General features: G+C 65.4%; 12 protein-coding genes, 3 tRNA genes and 2 pseudogenes. 5 read left to right on the top strand and 12 right to left on the bottom strand.

Going from position 1 to position 24,162, the window contains the following annotated elements; all coding sequences use genetic code 11:
* Positions 1-114: 114 nt before the first annotated feature.
* Positions 115-4,140 (bottom strand): phosphoribosylformylglycinamidine synthase, encoded by a 4,026-nt coding sequence (gene purL / locus ACFOPH_RS05605; protein WP_379734061.1) that lies wholly within the window; start codon positions 4,138-4,140, stop codon positions 115-117.
* 169 nt (positions 4,141-4,309) lie between these two features.
* Here purL and ACFOPH_RS05600 point away from each other — a divergent pair, with 169 nt between their 5' ends.
* Positions 4,310-5,941, top strand: coding sequence for a tetratricopeptide repeat protein (locus tag ACFOPH_RS05600; protein ID WP_379734059.1), 1,632 nt, complete (start codon positions 4,310-4,312; stop codon positions 5,939-5,941).
* A 156-nt stretch (positions 5,942-6,097) separates the two neighbouring features.
* On the opposite strand, the gene ACFOPH_RS05595 is transcribed toward ACFOPH_RS05600, so the two are convergent.
* Complete coding sequence (locus tag ACFOPH_RS05595) at positions 6,098-9,697, bottom strand: hydantoinase B/oxoprolinase family protein (protein ID WP_379734057.1); 3,600 nt, start codon at positions 9,695-9,697, stop codon at positions 6,098-6,100.
* A 66-nt stretch (positions 9,698-9,763) separates the two neighbouring features.
* Between ACFOPH_RS05595 and ACFOPH_RS05590 the strand changes: the two genes are divergently transcribed.
* Entirely contained in the window at positions 9,764-11,296 is a 1,533-nt protein-coding gene (locus ACFOPH_RS05590; protein WP_379734055.1) for an NAD(P)H-hydrate dehydratase, read from the top strand.
* 514 nt (positions 11,297-11,810) lie between these two features.
* On the opposite strand, the gene ACFOPH_RS05585 is transcribed toward ACFOPH_RS05590, so the two are convergent.
* Positions 11,811-12,527: an ABC transporter ATP-binding protein gene (locus ACFOPH_RS05585; protein ID WP_379734053.1), complete on the bottom strand. Its 717-nt coding sequence runs from the start codon at positions 12,525-12,527 to the stop codon at positions 11,811-11,813.
* Here ACFOPH_RS05585 and ACFOPH_RS05580 point away from each other — a divergent pair.
* A complete protein-coding gene (locus ACFOPH_RS05580) occupies positions 12,526-13,152 on the top strand; it encodes an arylesterase (protein ID WP_312553321.1) in 627 nt (208 codons plus the stop codon). The two genes, ACFOPH_RS05585 and ACFOPH_RS05580, sit on opposite strands and share 2 nt — an antisense overlap.
* Positions 13,149-14,204 (top strand): tRNA 2-selenouridine(34) synthase MnmH, encoded by a 1,056-nt coding sequence (mnmH, locus tag ACFOPH_RS05575; protein WP_312553319.1) that lies wholly within the window; start codon positions 13,149-13,151, stop codon positions 14,202-14,204. Before ACFOPH_RS05580 ends, mnmH begins: the two co-directional genes overlap by 4 nt.
* A 314-nt stretch (positions 14,205-14,518) precedes the next feature.
* Here the strand turns inward: mnmH and ACFOPH_RS05570 are convergent, their stop codons facing one another.
* The 5 genes and pseudogenes from ACFOPH_RS05570 to lon form a co-directional block, all read right to left on the bottom strand.
* Positions 14,519-16,435, bottom strand: coding sequence for a SurA N-terminal domain-containing protein (locus ACFOPH_RS05570; protein WP_379734050.1), 1,917 nt, complete (start codon positions 16,433-16,435; stop codon positions 14,519-14,521).
* Between the two features lie 113 nt (positions 16,436-16,548).
* Positions 16,549-16,625, bottom strand: a tRNA-Asp gene (locus ACFOPH_RS05565).
* 19 nt (positions 16,626-16,644) lie between these two features.
* Positions 16,645-16,721: transfer RNA gene (locus tag ACFOPH_RS05560), tRNA-Asp, on the bottom strand.
* Positions 16,722-16,850: 129 nt separating this feature from the next.
* Positions 16,851-17,150, bottom strand: a pseudogene (locus tag ACFOPH_RS05555) (HU family DNA-binding protein); the annotation flags it as partial.
* Between the two features lie 385 nt (positions 17,151-17,535).
* Positions 17,536-19,941: an endopeptidase La gene (gene lon / locus ACFOPH_RS05550; RefSeq protein ID WP_312550710.1), complete on the bottom strand. Its 2,406-nt coding sequence runs from the start codon at positions 19,939-19,941 to the stop codon at positions 17,536-17,538.
* 17 nt (positions 19,942-19,958) lie between these two features.
* Here lon and ACFOPH_RS05545 point away from each other — a divergent pair.
* Positions 19,959-20,027: pseudogene (locus ACFOPH_RS05545) on the top strand (zinc finger domain-containing protein); the annotation flags it as partial.
* A 181-nt stretch (positions 20,028-20,208) separates the two neighbouring features.
* Here the strand turns inward: ACFOPH_RS05545 and clpX are convergent.
* From clpX to ACFOPH_RS05525, 4 genes are all read right to left on the bottom strand, one after another.
* Positions 20,209-21,477, bottom strand: coding sequence for an ATP-dependent Clp protease ATP-binding subunit ClpX (clpX, locus tag ACFOPH_RS05540; RefSeq protein WP_312550708.1), 1,269 nt, complete (start codon positions 21,475-21,477; stop codon positions 20,209-20,211).
* A gap of 149 nt (positions 21,478-21,626) precedes the next feature.
* Entirely contained in the window at positions 21,627-22,244 is a 618-nt protein-coding gene (gene clpP / locus ACFOPH_RS05535) for an ATP-dependent Clp endopeptidase proteolytic subunit ClpP (protein ID WP_312550707.1), read from the bottom strand.
* Between the two features lie 80 nt (positions 22,245-22,324).
* A complete protein-coding gene (gene tig / locus ACFOPH_RS05530; RefSeq protein WP_312550706.1) occupies positions 22,325-23,665 on the bottom strand; it encodes a trigger factor in 1,341 nt (446 codons plus the stop codon).
* A 31-nt stretch (positions 23,666-23,696) separates the two neighbouring features.
* Positions 23,697-23,783: transfer RNA gene (locus tag ACFOPH_RS05525), tRNA-Leu, on the bottom strand.
* Positions 23,784-24,162: the final 379 nt, after the last annotated feature.

Here is a 24,162-nt window from a genome sequence, read left to right as displayed (position 1 = left end):
CCGCGCATCGCCGTGTATCAACCGGTAAAACCGCGTGGGGTCGAGACCCCACCCTACCAGGGCAAGAAAAAACGCCTCCGAAGGAGGCGTTTTGGCTATTACGCTAGGCGGCGATCAACCGACCCACTTACGCGCATTGCGGAACATGCGCATCCACGGGCTGTCCTCGCCCCAGCCTTCCGGCGCCCAGGAGTGGACGACGGTGCGGAACACGCGCTCGGCGTGCGGCATCATCGCCGTGAAGCGGCCGTCCGGGGTGGTCACCGCGGTCAGCCCGCCAGGCGAGCCGTTCGGGTTGAACGGATAGACCTCGGTCGCCGCGCCGCGGTTGTCGACGTAGCGCAGCGACTGCACGACTTGCGAGAGGTCGCCGGTCTGCGAGAAGTCGGCAAAGCCTTCGCCGTGGGCGATGGCCAGCGGCGCGTGCGTGCCCGCCATGCCGGCGAAGAAGATCGACGGCGAATCGAGCACCTCGACCATGCCGAAGCGGGCCTCGAACTGTTCCGACTTGTTGCGGGTGAACTTGGGCCAGGCGTGGGCGCCCGGGATGATCGATTTCAGGTTCGACAGCATCTGGCAGCCGTTGCAGACACCCAGGCCGAAGGTATCCTGGCGCGCGAAGAAGCGCGCGAACTGCTCCGCCAACTGCGCGTTGAACAGGATGGTCTTGGCCCAGCCCTCGCCCGCGCCCAGCACGTCGCCGTAGGAGAAGCCGCCGACCGCGATCACGCCATGGAAATCGTCCAGTTTGGCGCGGCCCGCGATCAGGTCGCTCATGTGGATGTCGACCGCGTTGAAGCCGGCCTGGTGCATCGCCCAGGCGGTCTCGATGTGCGAGTTGACGCCCTGCTCGCGCAGGATCGCCACGCGCGGACGCACGCCGGTCGCGATGAAGGGCGCCGCGATGTCCTCGCTCGGGTCGAAAGTCAGCTTCGGCGACAGGCCCGGATCGCTCTCGTCCAGCAGGCGCTCGTATTCCTGGTCGGCGCAGGCCGGATTGTCGCGCAGGCGCGCGATGCGCCAGCTGGTCTCGCTCCACAGCCGATGCAGGCTGCTGCGCTGTTCGTTGTAGATCACCTTGGCGTCGCGCGTGAACTCGATGACGCCGCGGTTGTTGACCTTGCCGATGATGTGGCTGCAGGCGCCCAGGTTCAGTTCGCGCAGCACGTTCATGACCGCGCTCTTGTCATCAAGGCGCACCTGGACCACGGCGCCCAGCTCTTCCGAGAACAGCGCGCGCAGCGTCATCTCGTTGCGGCGTTCGCCGACCTGGCTCGCCCAGTTCTTGGCGTCGCCCCAGTCCGAGGCGTGCTCGCCTTCCATGGTCAGGATGTCGAGATTGACCGAGACGCCGGCACGGCCGGCAAAGGCCATCTCGCACAGCGTGGCGAACAGGCCACCGTCGGAACGGTCGTGATAGGCCAGCAGCTTGCCTTCGGCGTTCAGGCGCTGGATCGCTGCGAAGAAGGCCTTCAGGTCTTCCGGCGAATCGACGTCCGGCACGGCGTCGCCCAGTTGCTGGGTGACCTGCGCCAGGCTCGATGCACCGAGGCGGTTCTTGCCGCGGCCGAGGTCGATCAGGATCAGGGCGGTGTCGCCCAGGTCCGTGCGCAGTTGCGGCGTCAGCGAACGGCGCACGTCCGGCACCGGCGCAAAGGCGGATACGATCAGCGAGACCGGCGACAGCACTTCCTTGGCTGCGCCGTCGTCCTGCCACGTCGTGCGCATCGACAGCGAATCCTTGCCGACCGGGATGCTGATGCCGAGGGCCGGGCACAGCTCCATGCCGACCGCCTTCACGGTGTCGAACAGGGCGGCGTCCTGGCCCGGCTGGCCGCAGGCGGCCATCCAGTTGGCAGACAGCTTGATGTCTTCGATCGAGGCGATCGGGGCGCAGGCGATGTTGGTGATCGCCTCGCCCACGGCCATGCGGCCGGAGGCGGCGGCGTCGATCACGGCCAGCGGCGTGCGCTCGCCCATCGCCATCGCTTCGCCCTGGTAGCCCTCGTAGCTCATCGCGGTGACGGCGCAGTCGGCCACCGGCACCTGCCACGGGCCGACCATCTGGTCGCGCACGGTCATGCCGCCGACGCTGCGGTCGCCGATGGTGATCAGGAAGGACTTGTCGGCGACGGTCGGCAGCAGCAGCACGCGGCGCGCGGCTTCGCCGAGTTCGATGCCGGTCAGGTCGACCGGCGGCAGCGCGCGCTGAACGTGCTCGACGGTGCGCTGCATCTTCGGCGGCTTGCCGAGCAGGACTTCCATCGGCATATCGACAGGATTGTTGCCCATCTCCGGATCGATCACGCGCAGCTGGCGCTCTTCGGTGGCGACGCCGACGACGGCGAACGGGCAACGCTCGCGCTCGCACAACGATGCAAATTTCGTCAGGTCAGTTGGCGAAATCGCCAACACATATCTCTCCTGCGACTCGTTCGACCAAATTTCCTTCGGCGCCATCCCGCTCTCTTCGAGCTGGATCTTGCGCAGGTCGAAGGTCGCGCCGCGCTTGGCGTCGTTCACGATTTCCGGGAAGGCGTTCGACAGGCCGCCGGCGCCGACGTCGTGGATCGAGATGATCGGGTTGTCCGCACCCAGCTGCCAGCAGCCGTTGATGACTTCCTGGGCACGGCGTTCCATTTCCGGGTTGCCGCGCTGGACCGAGTCGAAATCGAGATCCGCGGTATTCGTGCCGGTCGCCATCGAGGACGCGGCCGAGCCGCCCATGCCGATGCGCATGCCCGGACCGCCGAGCTGGATCAGCAGGCTGCCGACCGGGATGTCGTTCTTGTGGGTGTGTTCGTCGGCGATGTTGCCGATGCCGCCCGCGATCATGATCGGCTTGTGGTAGCCGAACACGCCGCCGGCCGCCTGCGCGTTCTGTTCGTAGGTGCGGAAGTAGCCGCCCAGGACCGGGCGGCCGAATTCGTTGCTGAAGGCGGCGCCGCCGAGCGGGCCGTCGATCATGATCTGCAGCGGCGAAGCGATGCGCTCCGGCTTGCCGTAGACGGGCGAATCGCCCTTCTCGCCCTTGGCCGTCACGTCCGCCGCGTTTTCCCACGGACGCTGGGCATCCGGCAGCAGCAGGTTCGAGACCGTGAAGCCGGTCAGGCCGGCCTTCGGCTTGGCGCCGCGGCCGGTCGCGCCTTCGTCGCGGATCTCGCCGCCGGCGCCGGTCGAGGCGCCCGGGAATGGCGAGATCGCGGTCGGGTGGTTGTGGGTCTCGACCTTCATCAGGGTGTGCACCAGCTCGCTCGACGGGGCGTACTCGCCGCCGGCGCGCGGGAAGAAGCGCGTCACCGTCGCGCCTTCCATGATCGACGAGTTGTCGCTGTAGGCGACGATCGTGCCCTTCGGCTGCAGCTGGTGCGTGTTCTTGATCATCTGGAACAGCGACTTGTCCTGCTTCACGCCGTCGATCACCCAGTCGGCGTTGAAGATCTTGTGGCGGCAGTGTTCCGAGTTCGCCTGGGCGAACATCATCAGTTCCACGTCGGTCGGATTCCGCTCGGCCTTGGTGAAGGCGTCGAACAGGTAGTCGACCTCGTCTTCCGACATCGCCAGGCCGAGTTCCGTATTCGCGCGCACCAGGGCGTCGCGGCCCTGGCCCAGCACGTCGATCGCCTCGAGCGCCTTGCCTTCGAGCTCGTCGAACAGGCGCACGGCCTCGTCGGCGCTGCGCAGCACGGTGTCGGTCATGCGGTCGTGCAGCAGGGCAGCCACCGCCTGGACTTCCTCGGGCGACAGCTTCTTCGGGGCGCCAATGCCGGTGCCCAGGATGCCGCCCTTCAGCACGACCTTGTAGGCCACGCCGCGCTCGATGCGGTGCACGTGCTGCATGCCGCAGTTGTGCGCGATGTCGGTCGCTTTAGAGGCCCAGGGCGAGATCGTGCCCAGGCGCGGGATCACGAAGAACTCTTCGGTGGCGCCCTCGTAGAGCGTCTCCGGGACCGGCTCGCCGTAGGTGAGCATGGCGCTCAAGCGTTCGGTGTCCGCGGTGGACAGCGGCGCGCTGGCGTCGATGAAGTGGTAGAAGCGAGCCTGGACCGATGCAATCGTGGGAGCGACTGCTTGCAGCTGGTTCAGGAGGCGTTGGCTACGAAATACCGAAAGGGCGTTGGAACCCGGCAGAATCAACATGGCTGGAAGTTGGTTGATGCAGCGTGGCTGCGGGTGAAAGATAGCCCGCTATTATACAGGGTTGACAACACCTCCAGTACGCTACGCCGGCGTTCCGGTTGCCGGACGCAGTGCTTGCCGGTATCGTAGCGCGAGGAGACGCGCAATGGCAGAGCACACGAGAGAAAAGATGCACGAAAACAGCAAGCTGTCGGTACTGGTGATCGACCCGAATCCCGGCATGCGCGCCAGCCTGCAGAACATGCTGAACCTGGGCGGCATCAGCAAGATCGAGTACGCCGTGAATTCCGGCACCGCGATCCGCCAGCTCACGCGCCGCGCCTACGACATCATCCTGTGCGAATACGATCTCGGCAACAGCAGCGCCGGCGACGGCCAGGACGGCCAGCAGCTGCTGGAAGACCTGCGCCACCACCGCCTGATCAGCCCGTGGGCGATCTTCATCATGCTCACCTCCGAGGCCGTCTACGGCAAGGTCGTCAGCGCGGCCGAGCTGGCGCCGACCGATTACGTGCTCAAGCCCTTCACCGCCGAGGTGCTGGGCGCGCGCATCACGCGCGCGATCGAACGGCGCGCGGTGTTCCTGCCGACCTGGCAGCTGGTCGCCCAGGGCAATGTGCGCGAAGCGATCCGCGCGGCCGCCGCCAGCGAGCTGGCCCACCCGCGCCACGCCCTCGACTTCGCGCGCCTGCGCGCCGAGCTGCACGCCCAGCTCAAGGAACACGGCGAGGCCGAGCAGATCTACCGCAAGGTGCTCGGCTACAAGCCCCTCGGCTGGGCCGGCCTGGGCCTGGCGCGCGCGCTGTTCGCGCAGGGCCACATCGACGCGGCGCGCGACACCCTGCAGATGCTGGTCTCGGCCAATCCGCGCCTGATGGCGGCCTACGATCTGCTCGCCCGCTGCCACGAAGCGCTTGGCGCCCACGCCCAGGCCCAGAAGATCCTCGAGGAAGCGGTGGCCATTTCGCCGCACATGGTGCGGCGCCTGCGCAAGCTCGGCGAAGTGGCCCTGGACGCGGGCGACGCCGCCGCCGCCGAGCGCTCCTTCAGGCAGGTCGTGAGCAAGGCGCGCTACTCCGAATTTCGCGACCCCGAGGACCACGTCAAGCTGGCCAAGGCCCTGGTCAGGCGCGGCGACCCGCTGGCCGCCGCCGGCGTGGTGCGCGACCTAGAACGCTCGCTGCGCGCCAGCCCCGAGGTCGACGCCTGCGTGGCGATCGCCAACGCCGCCGTGCACGAGGCCGGCGGCAACCGCGCGGCCGCGCTCGGCGACCTGCACGCCGCGGTGACGGCGGTGCGCGCCAGCAGCGGCCTGTCGACCGGCCTGCGCGTCGGCCTGGTGCGCTCCTGCCTGGCCCAGCGCCTCGACCAGCAAGCCCAGGAAGTCATGATGACGGTGGTGAACGACGCCGGCAGCGGCATCACCACCAGGGACGCCTTGCAGGTCTTCGCCGACGCGGGCCGGCGCGACCTGGCCGACGGCATGCACCAGCAGCTGACGGCCCAGGCCCAGATCTTGCTCGGCATGGCCGACGAGAAGCGCAACATGGGCGACGTGCGCGGCGCCGTCCAGACCCTGCTCGACGCGCTGCACATGGTCCCGGGCGACCTGCAGGTGATGATCGCGGCGGCGGGCGGCATCCTGCGCCAGATCGCCGAGCTGGGCTGGGATCACCCGCTGGGCGAATTGTGCTTCGAACAGCTGGAGAAGATACGGGCGGTCGATGCGCAGCACCCGAGGCTGGGGCCGTTGACGGAAGAGTACATGGGGCTGCGCAGGAAGTACGGTATCTCGGCCTGATTGGCGTTCGGTAGGGTGGGCACTTGTGCCCACGCGGGATCAGCGGTTAATACCCTGCGGCTTCACCGGAACGCCACGCCCCTTGGCCTACCGGATCAAGTTTCGATATGCAGGCGTCGTACCGCGTGGGCTCGAGAGCCCACCCTACGCCCTTCGTTACGGTTTGCCATAGCCTCCGCCGCCAGGTGTCTCAATGACGAACATGTCGCCCGCCGCCATCTCGACCTTGCCGATGTGCCCGACCTGCAGGGTGCTGCCGTCGGCGCGCACGATCGTGTTGACGCCACGCGCACCCTCCTCTCCGCCGGCCATGCCGAACGGCGCATGAATCCGGTTGTTCGACAGGATCGCCGCCGTCATCGGTTCCAGGAAGCGCACCTGCCGCACGCCGCCATTCCCGCCATGCCAGCGCCCCGCCCCGCCGGAACCGTGGCGGATCGCATAGCTCTCCAGCCGCACCGGGAAGCGGAACTCGAGGATCTCGGGATCGGTCAGCCGCGAATTGGTCATGTTGGTCTGCACCACGTCGGTACCGTCGTAGCCCTCGCCGGCGCCGCTGCCGCCGGAAATGGTCTCGTAGTACTGGTACTTGGCGTTGCCGAAGGTGAAGTTGTTCATCGTGCCCTGCGAGGCCGCCATCACGCCTAAAGCGCCGTAGAGCGCATTCGTGATGCAGGTCGAGGTCTCGACGTTGCCCGACACCACCGAGGCCGGATAATGCGGGTTGAGCATCGAGCCGGGCGGGATGATCACCTTCAACGGTTTCAGGCAGCCGCCGTTGAGCGGAATTTCGTCCTCGACCAGGGTGCGGAACACATAGAGCACGGCCGCCATGCACACGCTTGACGGCGCATTGAAATTGTTCGGCAGTTGGTCGGAGGTGTCGCTGAAATCGATCTCGGCGCTGCGGCTCGCGCGGTCGACGCGGATCGCGACGGCAATGCGCGCGCCGTTGTCCAGGTCCACCGCGAAGGCGCCGTCGTTCAGCGCGCCGATCACGCGCCGCACCGCTTCCTCGGCGTTGTCCTGCACGTGGCCCATGTAGGCGCGCACCACATCCAGCCCGAAATGGGCCACCATGCGCTGCAGTTCCTCGACGCCCTTCTGGTTCGCCGCCACCTGGGCGCGCAGGTCGGCCATGTTCTGGTCCGGATTGCGGGCCGGGTAGCGCGCCCCGCCCAGCAAGGCCCGGGCCTCGGCTTCGCGCAGCACGCCATCGACGCCGTCGACCAGCTTGAAGTTGTTGATCAGGACGCCCTCCTCGTCGATGTGGCAGGAGTCCGGCGGCATCGAGCCCGGCGTGGTGCCGCCGATGTCGGCATGGTGGCCGCGCGAGCCGACGTAGAACAGGATCTGCCGGCCTGCCTCGTCGAACACCGGCGAGATCACCGTCACGTCCGGCAAATGGGTGCCGCCGTTGTAAGGGTCGTTCAGCACGTAGACGTCGCCGGCGCGCATTTGCCCCGCATTCTCGCGCATCACGGTCTTGATGCTCTCGCCCATCGAGCCCAGGTGCACCGGCATGTGCGGCGCGTTGGCCACCAGGTTGCCGCTTGCGTCGAAGATGGCGCAGCTGAAGTCGAGGCGCTCCTTGATGTTCACCGAATAGGCCGTGTTCTGCAGGCGCAGGCCCATCTGCTCGGCGATCGACATGAACAGGTTGTTGAAGATCTCGAGCATGACCGGGTCGGCCGTGGTGCCGATCGCGCGCCGTTCGGGCAGCGCTTCGACGCGCGTCAGCACGAGATGGTTGTAGCGCGTCACCTCGGCCTGCCAGCCCGCTTCGACCACGGTGGTGGCGTTGTTCTCGGCGACGATCGCCGGGCCGCGGATAATGTCGCCCGGATGGATATCGGCGCGGCGGTAGATGCCGGTCTCGCGCCACTCGCCGTTGCCGAACATGCGCACCCGCTCGGACGGCGCCGGCTCTGCGTGGCGTGCCGCGCCGTCGACCATGACTTCGGGCGGCGCTTCGGAGCGTCCCAGGGCCTCGACCGAGATCGCCTCGACCACCAGCGCGCGCGAGGGCATCAGGAAGGAGAAGCGGCGCTTGTAGGCGGCTTCGAACTCGGCCTGCATCGCCTCGACGCTGCCGTCGTCGACCACCAGCGCCGAATCGGTGCCCTCGTAGCGCAGGTGCACGCGGCGGATGACATCGATGCGCTGTTCGCCCACGCCCTGGGCCAGCAGCTCGCCGCGCGCGGCCTCGGCCAGCGCATCGAGACGCGCCGCCAGCGATGCGACGGTGGCCGCGCCCAGCTTCTCCTCGACCGCCTGTTCGCGCATCGCGCTCTGGTCGGCCAGGCCCATGCCGTAGGCCGACAGCACGCCGGCCAGGCTGTGGATGAAGACGGTCTTCATGCCGAGCGCGTCGGCCACCAGGCAGGCGTGCTGGCCGCCGGCGCCGCCGAAGCTGGTCAGCGCGTATTCGGTGACGTCGTGCCCGCGCTGCACGGAGATCTGCTTGATGGCATTCGCCATGTTCCCGACCGCGATCTGGATGAAGCCTTCGGCCACCTGCTCGGGCGTGCGTACGTCGCCGGTCGCAAGCGCGATCTCGCGCGCCAGCTCGGCGAAGCGCGCGCGCACCGTCTCGACGTCGAGCGCTTCGTTCGCATTCGGGCCGAACAGGCTCGGGAAGTGCGCCGGCTGGATCTTCCCGAGCATGACGTTGCAGTCGGTGACCGCCAGCGGCCCGCCGCGGCGGTAGCTGGCCGGTCCCGGGTTGGCGCCGGCGCTGTCGGGACCGACGCGGTAGCGGCTGCCGTCGAAGTGCAGGATCGAGCCGCCGCCGGCTGCCACCGTGTGGATGCTCATCATCGGCGCGCGCATGCGCACGCCGGCGACCTGGGTCTCGAACACGCGCTCAAACTCGCCGGCGTAGTGCGAGACGTCGGTCGAGGTGCCGCCCATGTCGAAGCCGATCACCTTGTCGAAACCGGCGAGCACGCTGGCGCGCACCATGCCGACGATGCCGCCGGCGGGGCCGGAGAGGATGCTGTCCTTGCCCTGGAAGGCGCGGGCGTCGGCCAGGCCGCCGCTGGACTGCATGAACTGCAGGTTCACGCCAGGGAGCTCGGACGCCACCTGGTCGACGTAGCGGCGCAGGATCGGCGACAGGTAGGCGTCGACCACCGTAGTGTCGCCGCGCGCGACCAGCTTCATCATCGGACTCGTTTCGTGCGAGGTCGAGACCTGGGTGTAGCCGATCGCGCGCGCGATGCGCGCCACCGCCGCCTCGTGCGCCGTGTAGCGGTAGCCGTGCATGAAGACGATGGCGAGCGCGCGCAGGCCCCGGTCGTAGGCGTCCTGCAGCGCGGCGCGCGTCGCGGCTTCGTCCAATGGCGCGACCACCTCGCCGTGGGCGCCGACGCGCTCATCGACGTCGATCACCTGTGTATACAACAGTTCAGGCAGCACGAGGTGGCGGTCGAACAGGCGCGGCCGGTTCTGGTAGGCGATGCGCAGCGCGTCGCGAAAGCCGCGTGTGATGGCCAACACGGTCGGCTCACCCTTGCGCTCGAGCAGCGCATTGGTCGCGACCGTGGTGCCCATCTTCACCGCTTCCACCGCGGCCGCCGGCAAGGTTTCGCCCGGTGCGACGCCGAGCAGGTAGCGGATCCCGGCCACGGCGGCGTCGCGGTACTGTTCCGGATTCTCGGACAGCAGTTTGTGCGTCACCAGCTGCCCATCCGGCCGCCGCGCCACGATGTCGGTAAAGGTGCCGCCGCGGTCGATCCAGAACTGCCAATCCATGTCGTGTCCTCTTGCAGGTTGTGGTTCCGGCATATTGTAGACGCCTCCCGGCCAATATCGGGCACAATGCGGGCATTCGATATCAATGCGCAGAAGGCGAGGAACATGAAGAACAAGCTTTACAGTGTGGCCCAGATCCGCGCGGTCGAAGAGTCCGCGATGCAGGAACTCGAAACGGGCACCCTGATGCGCCGCGCCGGCCGCGCCGCCGCCGACCTCGCCCTCAGCCTGGTCGGCGAAGCGCGCGCCCAGCCGGTGCTGGTGCTGGCCGGCCCGGGCAACAACGGCGGCGATGCCCTCGAGGTCGCCGCCAACCTCGGCGAGGCCGGCCTCGACGTCGTGGTGCTGTACTTCGCCCCGACCAGCGGCCAGCCTTCGCCGGAAACCGCCCAGGCCCTGGCCCGCGCGCGCGCCAGCGGCGCCAACTTCGCCGACGTCGCGCCGAACACGCGCGACTGGTCGCTGGTGGTCGACGGCCTGTTCGGCATCGGCCTGGCGCGCAACCTGGTCGGCCGCTACCTGGAACTGGTGACGGCGCTGGACGCCATGCGCTGCCCGGTGCTGGCGCTGGACGTGCCGAGCGGGCTCGACGCCGACACCGGCATGCCGGTCGGCGAAGGCAGCGTCGCCGTGCGCGCCACCCACACCATCACCTTCATTGGCGACAAGCCGGGCCTGCATACCGCGCATGGACGCGACCACGCCGGCGTGGTCCACGTCGACGATCTCGGCATCGACGCCAAGCTGTTCCCGCCGGCGCTGGCCCAGCTGGCGGCGCCCGCGCTGTTCGCCGCCGCGCTGGCGCCGCGCCGCCAGGGCTCGCACAAGGGCATGTTCGGCGACGTCGCCATCGTCGGCGGCGCGCGCGGCATGCAGGGCGCGGCGGTGCTCGCCGGCCGCGGCGCCCTGTACGCCGGCGCCGGCCGGGTGTTCGTGGTCACGGTCGACCCGGGCCCGGGCTTCGACCAGCTGCAGCCCGAGCTGATGTTTCGCGCCTCGAATGCCTTCAAGTTCGAGGGTCAAACGCTGGTGCTGGGTCCGGGCATGGGCGACTCGGTCGAGTCGATGCGGGCGCTCGGCCACGGCATCGACGGCACGGGGCCGCTCGTGATCGACGCCGACGGCCTGAACCTGCTGGCCGCCAGCACCGACCTGCAGGCGCGCCTGGCAAGGCGCCAGGGCGACACGATCGTCACCCCGCACCCGTTGGAGGCGGCGCGCCTGCTCGGAATCAGCGCCGCCGAAGTCCAGGCCGATCGCCTGGCCACGGCGCGCCAGCTGGCGCGCCGCTTCAACGCGGTCGCCGTGCTGAAGGGCTCGGGCACCGTCATCGCGGCCCAGGAAGGCTGCATGGCGCTCAACCCGACCGGCAACCCGGGCCTCGCGACCGGCGGCACCGGCGACGTGCTGGCGGGCGTCTGCGGCGCTTTGCTGGCCCAGGGTTGGCCGGCCTGGGAAGCGGCCGTCGGCGCGGTGTGGCTGCACGGCGCGGCCGCGGACCGGCTGGTGGAAGATGGCGTCGGCCCGATCGGCATGACGGCCGGGGAATTGCCGGCGGCGATACGCAAGGCGCTGAACGGCCTGGTGTCGGCGCGCTAAGCGCCTGTGGGGTGGGCACGCGGTTTCGCCTGTGCCTACCTGAGCGTTCGATTCAATCGACGGCGTCCGCATTTTCGTGCGAAGCGCCGTACCGGTGCCGGTATGGTACGCCACGGTACGACCGCGTGGGCTCAAGAGCCCACCCTACGAAAAACGGCGATACGACCTGGTTTTGTAGGGTGGGCACTCGTGCCCACGCGGTCTCACCGGGTGCCTACCTGCGCTTTCGATTCAATTCACCGCGTACGCCCATCCCGGCGCAGCGGCGTACCGGTGACGGTGCGGTACGCCGCGGCATGACCGCGTGGACACAGGTGTCCACCCTACGAGAAACGACGATACGGTCGGGTCTTGTAGGGTGGGCACTCGTGCCCACGCGGTCCCACCGGGTGCCTGCCTGCGCTTCCGGTTCAATTCGTGCCGCTCGTGTACCGAGCCAAAACGGCGTACCGGTGACGGTGCGGCACGCCACGACACGACCGCGTGGGCTCAAGAGCCCACCCTACGAAAAGCGTCAGGCCAACCGCCCTGCGGCAATCGTCAATGTCCGCCCGCAACGCGCCGCCATCGCCGGGTCGTGCGTCACCAGCACGAGCGTCGAGCCGCGTTCGCGATTCAGTTCGAACATCAACTGGATGACGGCCTCGCCGGTGGTGGCGTCCAGGCTGCCGGTCGGCTCGTCGGCGAACAGCAGCGGCGGTTCGGTGACGAAAGCGCGCGCCAGGGCCACGCGCTGCTGCTCGCCGCCCGACAGGTATTTCGGGTAGTGCTTCAATCGGCTCGACAGGCCGACACGCCCGAGCATGGCTTCGGCCTTGGCGCGCGCGTCGGCGTCGCCGCGCAGCTCGAGCGGCAGCATCACGTTCTCGAGCGCGCTCAGGTGGGCCAGCAGCTGGAAGGACTGGAACACGAAACCGAGCTTGGCCTTGCGAAAGGCCGCGCGGCCGTCCTCGTCGAGCGCGAAGATGTCGGTGCCGTCGAGCAGGACCTTGCCTCTGCTCGGGGTGTCGAGCCCGGCCAGCAGGCCGAGCAGCGTGGACTTGCCGGAACCCGAGGCGCCGACGAGCGCGAGCGTCTCGGCCGGTTGCACGGTAAAATCGATGTTGTGCAGGATGGTGAGTTCGCCGCTGGCGTCCGCCACCCGCTTCGACAGGCCGGCCACTTCGATGGCGGCCGGTCGCCCTTTTGCAGTGGCAGGATCATTTTTGAAAGCCTCGGGATTATCACGCATGCTTGCTATTCTCAAGAAATTGTCTGTCGGTGCGCTCATGCTGGCCGCGTCGGCGAGCGCCTATTCTGCACCAAAAACCGTCCTCGTGCTGGGTGACAGCCTGTCCGCCGAGTATGGCCTGACGCGCGGCGCCGGCTGGGTCGCCCTGCTGGAACAAAAGCTGAAAGCCGAGAAGATCGACGCCCGCATCGTCAACGCCAGCATCAGCGGCGAGACCACCAGCGGCGGCCGCGCGCGCCTGCCCGCGCTCCTGAACCAGCACAAGCCCCAGATCGTCGTCATCGAACTGGGCGCCAACGACGGCCTGCGCGGCTTGCCGGTCGCCGCCGCCGAAGCCAACCTGCGCCAGATGGCGACCATGTCGCAGAAACAGGACGCGAAAGTCATGTTGATCGGCATGCGCATGCCGCCAAACTATGGCCGCGCGTACACGGAACGCTTCTTCAACATGTACGGGAACCTCGCCAAGGAAGTCAAGGCGCCGCTGGTGCCCTTCATGCTGGAAGGCGTGGCCGACAAGCCTGCCCTGTTCCAGGCCGACCGCCTGCATCCGAACGCCGACGCGCATCCGATTATCCTCAATAACATTTGGCCCACCTTCAAGGCCTTGATCCAATCACGATGAAATACCCCGCCGTACTGAGCTTCGCCGACATCTTCCCCGAGCTGGAAAGCTTCGACACCATCATCGACGCGCGCAGCGAGGGCGAGTTCGCGCTCGACCATATTCCCGGGGCGATCAATTGCCCGGTGCTGAACGACGAGGAGCGCATCCGCGTCGGCACCCTGTACAAGCAGGTCGGCGCCTTCGAGGCGAAAAAGCTCGGCGCGCCGCTGGTCGCGCAGAACATCGCGCGCCACATCGACACGCTCTTCGCCGACAAGCCGCGCGACTGGAAGCCCCTGGTCTATTGCTGGCGCGGCGGCAACCGCAGCGGCTCGATGTCCCATATCCTGGCCAAGATCGGCTGGCCGGTGGTGCAGCTCGACGGCGGCTACAAGGCCTACCGCGCCTACGTCAGCGCGGCGCTGGAACATCCGCCGGCGGTGGACTTCCGCGTCATCTGCGGCACCACCGGCAGCGGCAAGAGCCGCCTGCTCGAGACCCTGGACGCGGCCGGCGCCCAGGTGCTCGACCTGGAGCGCCTGGCGGCCCACCGCGGCTCGGTCCTCGGCCACCTGCCCGACGAGCCGCAGCCGTCCCAGAAGATGTTCGAGAGCCGGATCTGGAACAAGCTGCGCCACTTCGATCCGGCCAGGCCGGTGTTCGTCGAGTCGGAAAGCAAGAAGGTCGGCAACCTGCGCGTGCCGGACGCCGTGATGGAACGCATGCGCGCCTCGCCCTGCATCGCCCTGACCCTGTCGCGCCCGAACCGCGTGCGCCTGCTGATGGAGGACTACCAGCACTTCGCGCGCAATGCCGACGCCCTCAACGGCCAGCTCGAGCACCTGGTCCAGCTGCACGGCCGCGCCAGGATCGACACCTGGCACGCGATGGCCAAGGCCGGCGAGATGCCGGCGCTGGTCGACCAGCTGCTGGTCGAGCATTACGACCCCGCCTACCTGCGCTCGATCGACCGCAACTTCGCCCAGTACGGCCAGGCCCGCGTGCTGGAACTGGCCGACATCGCGCCAGAGGATTTCGCGAAGGCGGCGCAGGCGCTGATGGCGGCGTAAGACCCGCACGCGGCCTCGACGTAGGGTGGGCACTCCGTGCCCACGCGTTACGTGTTCGTCCGCAGTCCGTCGCCGCAACGCATCGCCCCGCAGCGCTCGTCATGGACGCGGCGCAAACGAAACGCTCTTGGAACCACTGACAATGTTCGGCCGAAGCGTCAAATTCGAACGTCAACGTTGATCATGCTTTCGCGTGGGCACGGAGTGCCCACCCTACGGTCCTCGCTCCCGACTCCGGTTCAACCGCCGGAGCTCCAGACGTAAAAAAACCCGGCTGCTCGCGCACCCGGGTTTTTCTTCATCCACCGAACAGTTTATTCGGCCTGCTGCGCCGGCTTGGCGGCCGCCGCATGGATCTTCGCCTTGGCCTTGGCCTTGACCGCCTCGACGAAGTTGTACAGCTCGGCCTGGCCCACCAGGCCGTTGATCTGCTGCGCTTCCTGCGAGCGGCGCGCCTGGTCGACCTGGGCCGGCTGCGACACCTTGCCGATGCGGTAGACGCCATAGCCCACGTTCGGCACTTCCACGCCGACATACGCCGGCAGCTTGGTCACGTCGGCCTTGAACACGGCCAGGGCGGCGGCGGTGTTGATGACCGGCTCCTTGGTGCGCGACAGGACCTTGACCTCGCCGAAGCCGGCGGCGTCGCCCGCTGCCTTGGCGGCCTTCAGCTTGGCTTCGCCGGCTTCGCGCGCCAGGCGCAGCGCTTCTTCCTGGGTCACGCGCTGGCGGATCGCCGCTTCGACTTCGGCCAGCGGACGCTTGGTGGCCGGCTTGAACTCGACCACGCGGCCGGAGATCAGGACGGCCGGTGCGGCTTCGACCGCTTCGGTGTTGCGCTTGTTCTTGATCGAGTCGGCCGAGTACAGGGCAGCGAGGAACTTATCGTTGTTGTACGGGGCGGCGCCCAGGGCCGGGTTCGGCTTGCGGCCCAGGCCGTCGACGGTCTGGATCTGCAGGCCCAGCTTGTCCGCGGCCGGCTTCAGGCTGTCCGACTGCTCGTAGACGATGTCGTTGAAGCTCTCGGCCAGTTCCGAGTATTTCTTCGACAGCTTGGTTTTCTTCAGCTCGTCGGCGATCTCGGCTTTGGCGGCTTCCAGCGGCTTTTGCTGGGACGGCGTGACCGCGGTGACCTTGATGATGTGGTAGCCGAACTCCGATGCCACGATGCCGCTGACTTCGCCTTCCTTGAGCGAATAGATCGCATCTTCGACCGGCTTGGCGAACAGGCCCTTCTCGACCACGCCCAGGTCGCCGCCCTGGCCCGCCGAGCCCGGATCCTGCGATTGCGCCTTGGCGATCGCCGCGAAGTCGGCCGGGTTCTTGCGCACCTCGGCCAGCACCGCTTCGGCCTTGGCCTTGGCGGCGGCTTCCTCGGCCGGCTTGGCGCCTTGCGTCTTGGTGATCAGGATGTGGCTGGCGGTACGCTGCTCGGGCGTCACGAAGCGCTTCTCGTTGGCCTTGTAGAACTGCTCGACTTCGGCGTCGCTGACCGAGACCTGGCTTTCGACCGCGGCCTGGTCCAGCACGACGTACTCGGCCTTCACCTGCTCCGGAATCTGGAACAGCTGGGCGTTCTTGTCATAGTACGCTTTCACCATCTCGTCGGTGACCTTCACCTGCGGCAGGTAGGCCGCGATCGGGAACAGCAGCTCCTGGACTTCGCGTTCCTGGTCGTTGATGTCCGAGACGCGGCTCGCGACCGAGCGCGGCGCGAAGGCGGTCGCCTGGATCGAACCGGCCAGCTGCTGGATCGCCATGTCGCGGCGCATGCGGGCGTCGAACATTTCCGGGGTCATGCCCTGGGCGGCCAGCGCGGCCTTGTACTGGTCCATGTCGAAGCTGCCGTCGGGCTTGCGGAAGCCCTGGATCTCGTTGATGGCCTTGAAGATGGCCTGGTCGCTGACGGTCAGGTGATTGCGTGCGATGGCGGCATTCACGGCGCGCTCGGCGACCAGGTTTTCCAGCACTTCACGCTTGGCTTCCGGGGTGTCGAACATCTTCTGGTCGAACTGCGGGCCGAGCTGCTGGCGGGCCTGGTCGATCTGGCGGCGCTGGGCATCGTCCCATTCCTGCTGGGTGATGCTGCGACCATCGACTTCAGCCACGCCGGCGGCGCTGTCGCCACGGTTCTGGTAGCTGTCGACACCGACGAAAATGAACGAAGGCACGATCAGCAGTGCCAACACACCGTACATCACGCGCTTGTTGTTGCGTACAAAATCAAACATGGTCACCAATCACTTTGGAAATGGCTTCAAAGCACAAGTTAAAAAAAAAGGCGAACTCGCGTTCGCCTCTTCTCTGTCGAAGCGCCGTCGTGGCGCTCCGGTAATGCTGAATCTGGCGGAGCGGACGGGGCTCGAACCCGCGACCCCCGGCGTGACAGGCCGGTATTCTAACCAACTGAACTACCGCTCCAAATTCGGAGTATTTTGAGTGGCGGAGCGGACGGGGCTCGAACCCGCGACCCCCGGCGTGACAGGCCGGTATTCTAACCAACTGAACTACCGCTCCACATCAAATACAAGGTACTGCTTGCCTGGCTGGTGAAAGCTGAGAGGCTTGAGCTCCTCACCTCACGAGATCATCGATCTCGAACATACCGCCAGGCAGTCCTCTCTGCATGTCACTGCAGAGAAGGCATTAGTTTACAGCATCTTTTAGCGCTTTACCAGCCTTAAATTTCGGGACCTTGGCGGCCTTGATCTTGATTGGTTCCTTGGTGCGCGGATCGCGGCCGGTGCGCGCAGCGCGCTCGCCGACGGTGAAGGTGCCGAAGCCGACCAGGGTCACGCTGTCGTTCTTCTTCAGCGTCGCGGTCACGGCTTCGATCATGGCGTCGAGCGCACGCGTAGCCGAAGCCTTGGTAATGTCCGCGGATTTCGCGATTTCTTCGATCAGTTCAGTCTTGTTCACTCTATTCCTCTTGTACGTTCTGACGCGGCGGCGCTGCGCCTTCCTGCAAAAAACTGCAAGCGCGTATTAAACAAGGGGGATTTGCTTCTGTCAAGCAACATTGACCGAGGACGGCTTCAGTGCGCGGAATATTGCCGTTTTGGGTTTGTAGGGTGGGCACTTGTGCCCACGCGGTATGGTACCGCCGGCGGATCGAAAAAGAGGGAGACTCGGCTCGCCGGCGTCGCGTTCTGCTGATCGCTGCATGACGACGCATGGGCCTGATACCGCGTGGGCACAAGTGCTCACCCTACGAAAGACTTCCGATTGTTGCGCGACGAAGCATGCGCACCATACCGCGTGGGCACAGGTGCCCACCCTACGAAAACGAGGCGCCCGCAGGCGCCTCTTCATATCGCAATCACGTCAGAGCTCAGTGCTTGACCACGTCGCCCTGCCCTTCGGCCGAGCTTGCCGGCGTGACGGCCACGGCCGGCACTTCGACCAGCGCTTCCGGCTGGCGTTCCAGCGCGACTTCCAGCACCTTCTCGATCCAGCGCACCGGCACGATCTCGAGCTTGTTCTTGACGTTGTCCGGAATCTCGGCCAGGTCCTTCACGTTCTGCTCGGGGATCAACACGGTCTTGATGCCGCCGCGATGGGCCGCCAGCAGCTTCTCCTTCAGGCCGCCGATCGGCAGGACTTCGCCGCGCAGCGTGATCTCGCCCGTCATCGCCACGTCGGCGCGGACCGGGATGCCGGTGAAGATCGACACCAGCGCCGTGGTCATCGCGATACCGGCGGACGGACCGTCCTTCGGGGTCGCGCCTTCCGGCACGTGGATGTGGATGTCGCTCTTCTCGAACACCTCGTTCTTGATGCCCAGGCGCTGGGCACGCGAACGCACCACGGTGCGGGCCGCCTCGATCGACTCCTTCATCACGTCGCCCAGGGTACCGGTGCGGATGATGGCGCCCTTGCCCGGCACGTTGACGGCTTCGATCGTCAGCAGGTCGCCGCCGACTTCGGTCCAGGCAAGACCCACCACCTGGCCGATCTGGTTTTCCTTTTCGGCCACGCCGAAGTCATAGCGGCGCACACCCAGGAACTTGTCCAGGTTCTTGCTGCCGACGACAACCTTCTTGTCGCTCTTCTTCAGCAGCAGCATCTTGACGACCTTGCGGCAGATCTTCGAGATTTCACGCTCGAGCGAACGCACGCCCGCTTCGCGGGTGTAGTAGCGGATGATGTCGCGGATCGCGGCTTCTTCCACCTTGATCTCGTCGTCCTTCAGGCCGTTCGCCTTGACCTGCTTCGGCAACAGGTAGCGCTGGGCGATGTTGGTCTTCTCGTCCTCGGTGTAACCCGACAGGCGGATCACTTCCATCCGGTCCAGCAGGGCCGGCGGGATGTTGAACGAGTTCGAGGTCGCCACGAACATCACGTCCGACAGGTCAAAGTCGACTTCCAGGTAGTGGTCCGAGAAGGTGTGGTTCTGTTCCGGATCCAGCACCTCGAGCAGGGCCGACGACGGGTCGCCGCGGAAATCCGCGCCCATCTTGTCGATCTCGTCGAGCAGGAACAGCGGGTTGCGCACGCCGACTTTCGCCAGCGATTGCAGCACTTTGCCCGGCATCGAGCCGATGTAGGTACGGCGGTGGCCGCGGATCTCGGCCTCGTCGCGCACGCCGCCCAGGGCCATGCGCACGAACTTGCGGTTCGTGGCGCGGGCGATGGACTGGCCCAACGAGGTTTTACCGACGCCCGGCGGACCGACGAAGCACAGGATCGGCGCCTTCAGTTTGTCGACGCGCTGCTGCACCGCGAGGTACTCCAGGATGCGTTCCTTGATCTTGTCGAGGCCGTAGTGCTCGGCTTCCAGCACCTTCTCGGCATTGGCCAGGTCGTTCGCGACCTTCGACTTCTTCTTCCACGGCAGCGACACCAGGGTGTCGATGTAGTTGCGCACGACGGTGGCTTCGGCCGACATCGGCGACATCAGCTTGAGCTTCTTGATCTCGGCGGTGGCCTTGTCCAGGGCTTCCTTCGGCATCTTGGCGGCGATCACCTTCTTCTCGAGCTCGTCGATGTCGGCGCCGTCTTCGCCTTCGCCCAGTTCCTTCTGGATGGCCTTGACCTGTTCGTTCAGGTAGTACTCGCGCTGCGACTTTTCCATCTGGCGCTTGACGCGGCCACGGATGCGCTTCTCGACCTGCAGGATGTCGAGTTCGCCTTCAAGCTGGCCGAGCAGGTGCTCGAGGCGCTTGGCGACGTTGAAGATCTCGAGGATCACCTGCTTCTGCTCGAGTTTCAGCGGCAGGTGGGCGGCGACGGTGTCGGCCAGGCGGCCGGCGTCGTCGATGCCGGCCAGCGATGCCAGGATCTCCGGCGGGATCTTCTTGTTCAGTTTGACGTACTGGTCGAACTGCTGGACGATCGCGCGGCGCATCGCCTCGACTTCGGAGTCGTCGCCGATTTCCGAACGCAGCGGGGTCAGGTCGGCCACGAAGTGGGTCGGCGCGTCCGTGATGTGATCGATACGGGCACGCTGGGCGCCTTCCACCAGCACCTTCACGGTGCCGTCGGGCAGCTTCAGCATTTGCAGGATGTTGGCAACGCAGCCGATCTCATAAATGTCGGATGCGGAAGGTTCGTCTTTGGCGGCAGCCTTCTGGGCGGCGAGCATGATGCTCTTGCCCTGCTCCATCGCAGCCTCGAGGGCCTTGATCGATTTCGGGCGACCAACGAACAGGGGTATCACCATATGGGGAAACACGACCACGTCGCGCAACGGCAGGAGGGGCAGCGTCGTTTGCTCGGTTAATTTGGAAGTTGTCATGGCATACCTTATAAAAAGCGTGTAGACGATGTTGGGCGCACACGGTGAAAACTCAAGACCGGTCAACGCATATTTCTTCGAATTAAAAAGGCTTTCGCGAAATGCAAGCTGGCCGTTCCAATAAAATCCCAGTCTGAAATAAAAAAGCCACCACGCGACCGTGGTCGCGAGTGGCTTTTCGATTGAAGCCCGATGCTTTTATTGAGGTAAATTGTACCGCCAAGCATCGGGCGCACAAGCGCTTTTGTGGTTTCCGCGCGGAATTTTTTAGTTTTCGCCCGAAGCCTTTGCGCTTTCGCTGTAAATCAGCAGTGGTTTTGCACCGTTCGTGATCGTATTTTCATCGATCACGACCTTCACGACGTTCTGCTGGCTTGGCAGTTCGTACATGACGTCGAGCAGCGCGTGTTCCAGGATGGAACGCAGGCCGCGTGCGCCGGTCTTGCGCGCCAGCGCCTTCTTGGCGATCGCGTGCAGGGCCGCCGGGCGGATTTCCAGTTCGGCGCCTTCCATTTCCAGCAGTTTCGAGTACTGCTTGATGAGCGCGTTCTTCGGCTCGATCAGGATCTGGATCAGCGCTTCTTCCGTCAATTCGTTCAGGGTAGCTACGACAGGCAGACGGCCGACAAGTTCCGGAATCAGGCCGAACTTGATCAGGTCTTCCGGCTCGGCTTCCATCATGATCTCGCTGTTCGAGCGCTGCGACTGGCTCTTGACGCTGGCCGCGAAACCGATGCCCGACTTTTCCGAACGGTTCTGCACGATCTTGGCCAGGCCGTCGAAGGCGCCGCCGCAGATGAACATGATGTTGGTCGTGTCGATCTGGACGAAGTCCTGGTTCGGATGCTTGCGCCCGCCCTGCGGCGGCACCGAGGCCATGGTGCCCTCGATCAGCTTCAGCAGGGCCTGCTGCACGCCTTCGCCCGAGACGTCGCGGGTGATCGACGGATTGTCGGACTTGCGCGAGATCTTGTCGATTTCGTCGATGTAGACGATGCCGCGCTGGGCCTTCTCGACTTCGTAGTTGCAGCTTTGCAGCAGCTTCTGGATGATGTTCTCGACGTCTTCACCCACGTAGCCGGCTTCGGTCAGCGTGGTGGCATCGGCGATCACGAACGGCACGTTCAGCATGCGCGCCAGCGTCTGCGCCAGCAGCGTCTTGCCGGAACCGGTCGGGCCGACGAGCAGGATGTTGCTCTTGGCCAGTTCGACGTCGTCCTTCTTGCCGAGGTGCTTCAGACGTTTGTAATGGTTGTAAACAGCGACAGACAGGATGCGCTTCGCTGTTTGCTGGCCGATCACGTACTGATCGAGCAGTTCGGCGATCTCGTGCGGTGTCGGCAGGTCGGACTTGGCGCCCGCCACCGATTCGACGTTCGAGGTCTCGTCGCGGATGATGTCATTGCACAGGTCGATGCACTCGTCGCAGATGAAGACCGAAGGTCCTGCGATGAGTTTCTTCACCTCGTGCTGACTCTTGCCGCAAAACGAGCAGTACAGAAGCTTTTCGCCGCTGGAGGATTTTTTGTCAGACATGGGGGCAGGTATTTAGTAATTTGCTATGAGAATAACGATTACGGGGCACGCAACACGACCGCGCACACCGCCATGCTACCCGAAATAAAAAACAAACGCCCGAACGTGTTTGCGCCCGGGCGTTTTTCAGCAACACCTTGTGGGATGCCTCAAGCGCGGTTGGTCAAGACCTTGTCGATCATGCCGTATTCCAGCGCCTCCTCGGCCGACATGAAGCGGTCGCGGTCGGTATCCTTGTGGATCTGCTCGATGCTCTGGCCGGTGTTCTCGGCCATGATGCGCGCCAGGCGCTCGCGCAGGTACAGGATTTCCTTGGCCTGGATCTCGATGTCCGAGGCCATGCCCTGCGAACCGCCGGACGGCTGGTGAATCATCACGCGCGAGTTCGGCAGCGAGAAACGCTTGCCCTTCGCGCCGGCCGCCAGCAGGAAGGCGCCCATCGACGCCGCCAGGCCGGTGCACAGGGTGGAGACGTCCGGCTTGATGAAGTTCATCGTGTCGAAGATCGCCAGGCCTGCCGAGACCGAGCCGCCCGGCGAGTTGATGTACAGCGAGATGTCCTTGTCCGGATTCTCGCTTTCCAGGAACAGCAGCTGGGCAACGATCAGGTTGGCCATCTGGTCGTTGACAGGACCGACGAGGAAAATCACGCGCTCCTTGAGCAGGCGCGAGTAGATGTCATACGCGCGCTCGCCGCGGCCGCTTTGCTCAACTACCATCGGCACGAGGCCGAGTGCTTGGGTGTCCAATGCCGGATTACGGTTCATACCTGTCTCGTTTCCTTGTAAAAAAGGCTTAGATAAGGGCTTGCACGGGTAGGCTCGAAAGATCCAGCCTACCCAGTTCCTTAAGCCTGTGGGTTGCTACCCATCAATTCATCGAAAGCGATGGCCTTGGTGCCGACCTTCGCCTTGCCAAGTACATAGTTGACGACGTTTTCTTCCAATACAAGGGCTTCCACTTCGCCCAGGCGGCGACGGTCGCTGTAGTAGTACTTCAGCACTTCCTTCGGATCTTCGTAGCTCTGCGCGAAGTCTTCGATCTGGGCCTTGACCTGGTCCTGGGTGGCTTCCAGCTTGTTGTCGGCGACCAGCTTCGACAGGATCAGGCCCAGGCGCACGCGGCGCTCGGCCTTTTCGGCGAACAGTTCCGGCGGGAACGGCAGGCTCTTCACGTCCATGCCGCGCTGGGCCATGTCCTGGCGGGTCTGCTCGGCCAGGCGCTCGGAGTCCTGCTCGATCATGACCTTCGGCACGTCCATCTCGGTGACCTTGACCAGGGCGTCCATCACGGCTTCCTTGTTGCGGGCCTTGATGCGGGCGTTGACTTCACGCTCCAGGTTGGTCTTGATGTCGGCGCGCATCTTTTCGATCGAACCGTCTTCGATGCCCAGCGACTTGGCGAACTCGGCATCGACTTCCGGCAGGTGCGCCCATTCCAGGTTCTTCAGGGTGATGGTGAACTCGGCGGTCTTGCCGGCCACGTCCTTGCCGTGGTAATCCTCGGGGAAGGCCAGCGGGAAGGTCTTGCTTTCGCCGACTTTCAGGCCGATGGTGGCGGCTTCGAATTCCGGCAGCATGCGGCCTTCGCCCAGCACGAACGCGTAGTCCTCGGCCTTGCCGCCGGCGAACTCGACGTCGTCGATCTTGCCGACGAAGTCGACGGTCACGCGGTCGCCGTTGGCGGCAACGGCTTCGCCGCCGTCGCCGTGCTCGCCGGCTTCGCCCTTGGTGTGGTAGTGCACGCGCTGCTTGCGCAGGATGTCGATGGTCTTGTCGATCTCGGCGTCGGTGACTTCGGTCGAGACGGTTTCGATGTCAACGCCGGCCAGGTCGCCGATCACGACTTCCGGGAACACTTCGAAGGTGGCGTCGAAAGCCAGCATGCCTTCCGGTGCGTCCTGCTTCGGCTCGATTTTCGGGAAACCGGCAACGCGCAGCTGGTTCTCGTTGGCGGCGTCGTTGAAGGCGCGGCCGACGCGGTCGTTCAGCACGTCGGTCTCGATCTGGTAGCCGTACTGGGCTGCGACCATTTTCAGCGGCACTTTGCCCGGACGGAAGCCAGGGGCCTTGGCGGTCTTGGCCTGCTTTTTCAGGCGTTTTTCAACTTCCGTACGGACGTCGCTCAGCGGAAAAGTGATCGTCAAGCGACGCTCGAGTTTACCCAGGGTTTCGACTGCAGTTGCCATCGTAAAAATCGTCCAAAAAAATAATTATTCGTGGTGCGAGGAGGGGGACTCGAACCCCCACACCATTGCTGGCGTCAGGACCTAAACCTGGTGCGTCTACCAATTTCGCCATCCTCGCTCAGGATTGCATATTGCCACAAAAACAAAGGGCGCCCGACAGTGAAACCGGCCGCCCTGCACTCCTTTGTCTAGGGGCTACAACTTCAACCCGGTATTTTACTGGATTTTCTGACACGAGAGGAGTGAATTTTGTGGCAAGCCCGGGGCGTGGGCCGGTTTTTGCAGATTGCGGCGCACAAAATTCGGAATGGAGCCGCGCCTGCTTTGCCGTTGAAACCGCGTGGGTTCGAGAACCCACCCTACGGTGTTGGCTCTGATCTGGCGATGAGACAGCGTGGACACAGGTGTCCACCCTACAACTGCGGAGTTTCGTAGGGTGGACTCCCGAGTCCACGCTGTATAGCGCTCACGCACGCCCGAACGCCCCCGATATCGTT

The organism is Massilia haematophila (assembly GCF_042647645.1).
Lineage (GTDB): Bacteria > Pseudomonadota > Gammaproteobacteria > Burkholderiales > Burkholderiaceae_D > Telluria > Telluria haematophila.
This window is presented reverse-complemented; position numbering and strand designations above follow the sequence as displayed.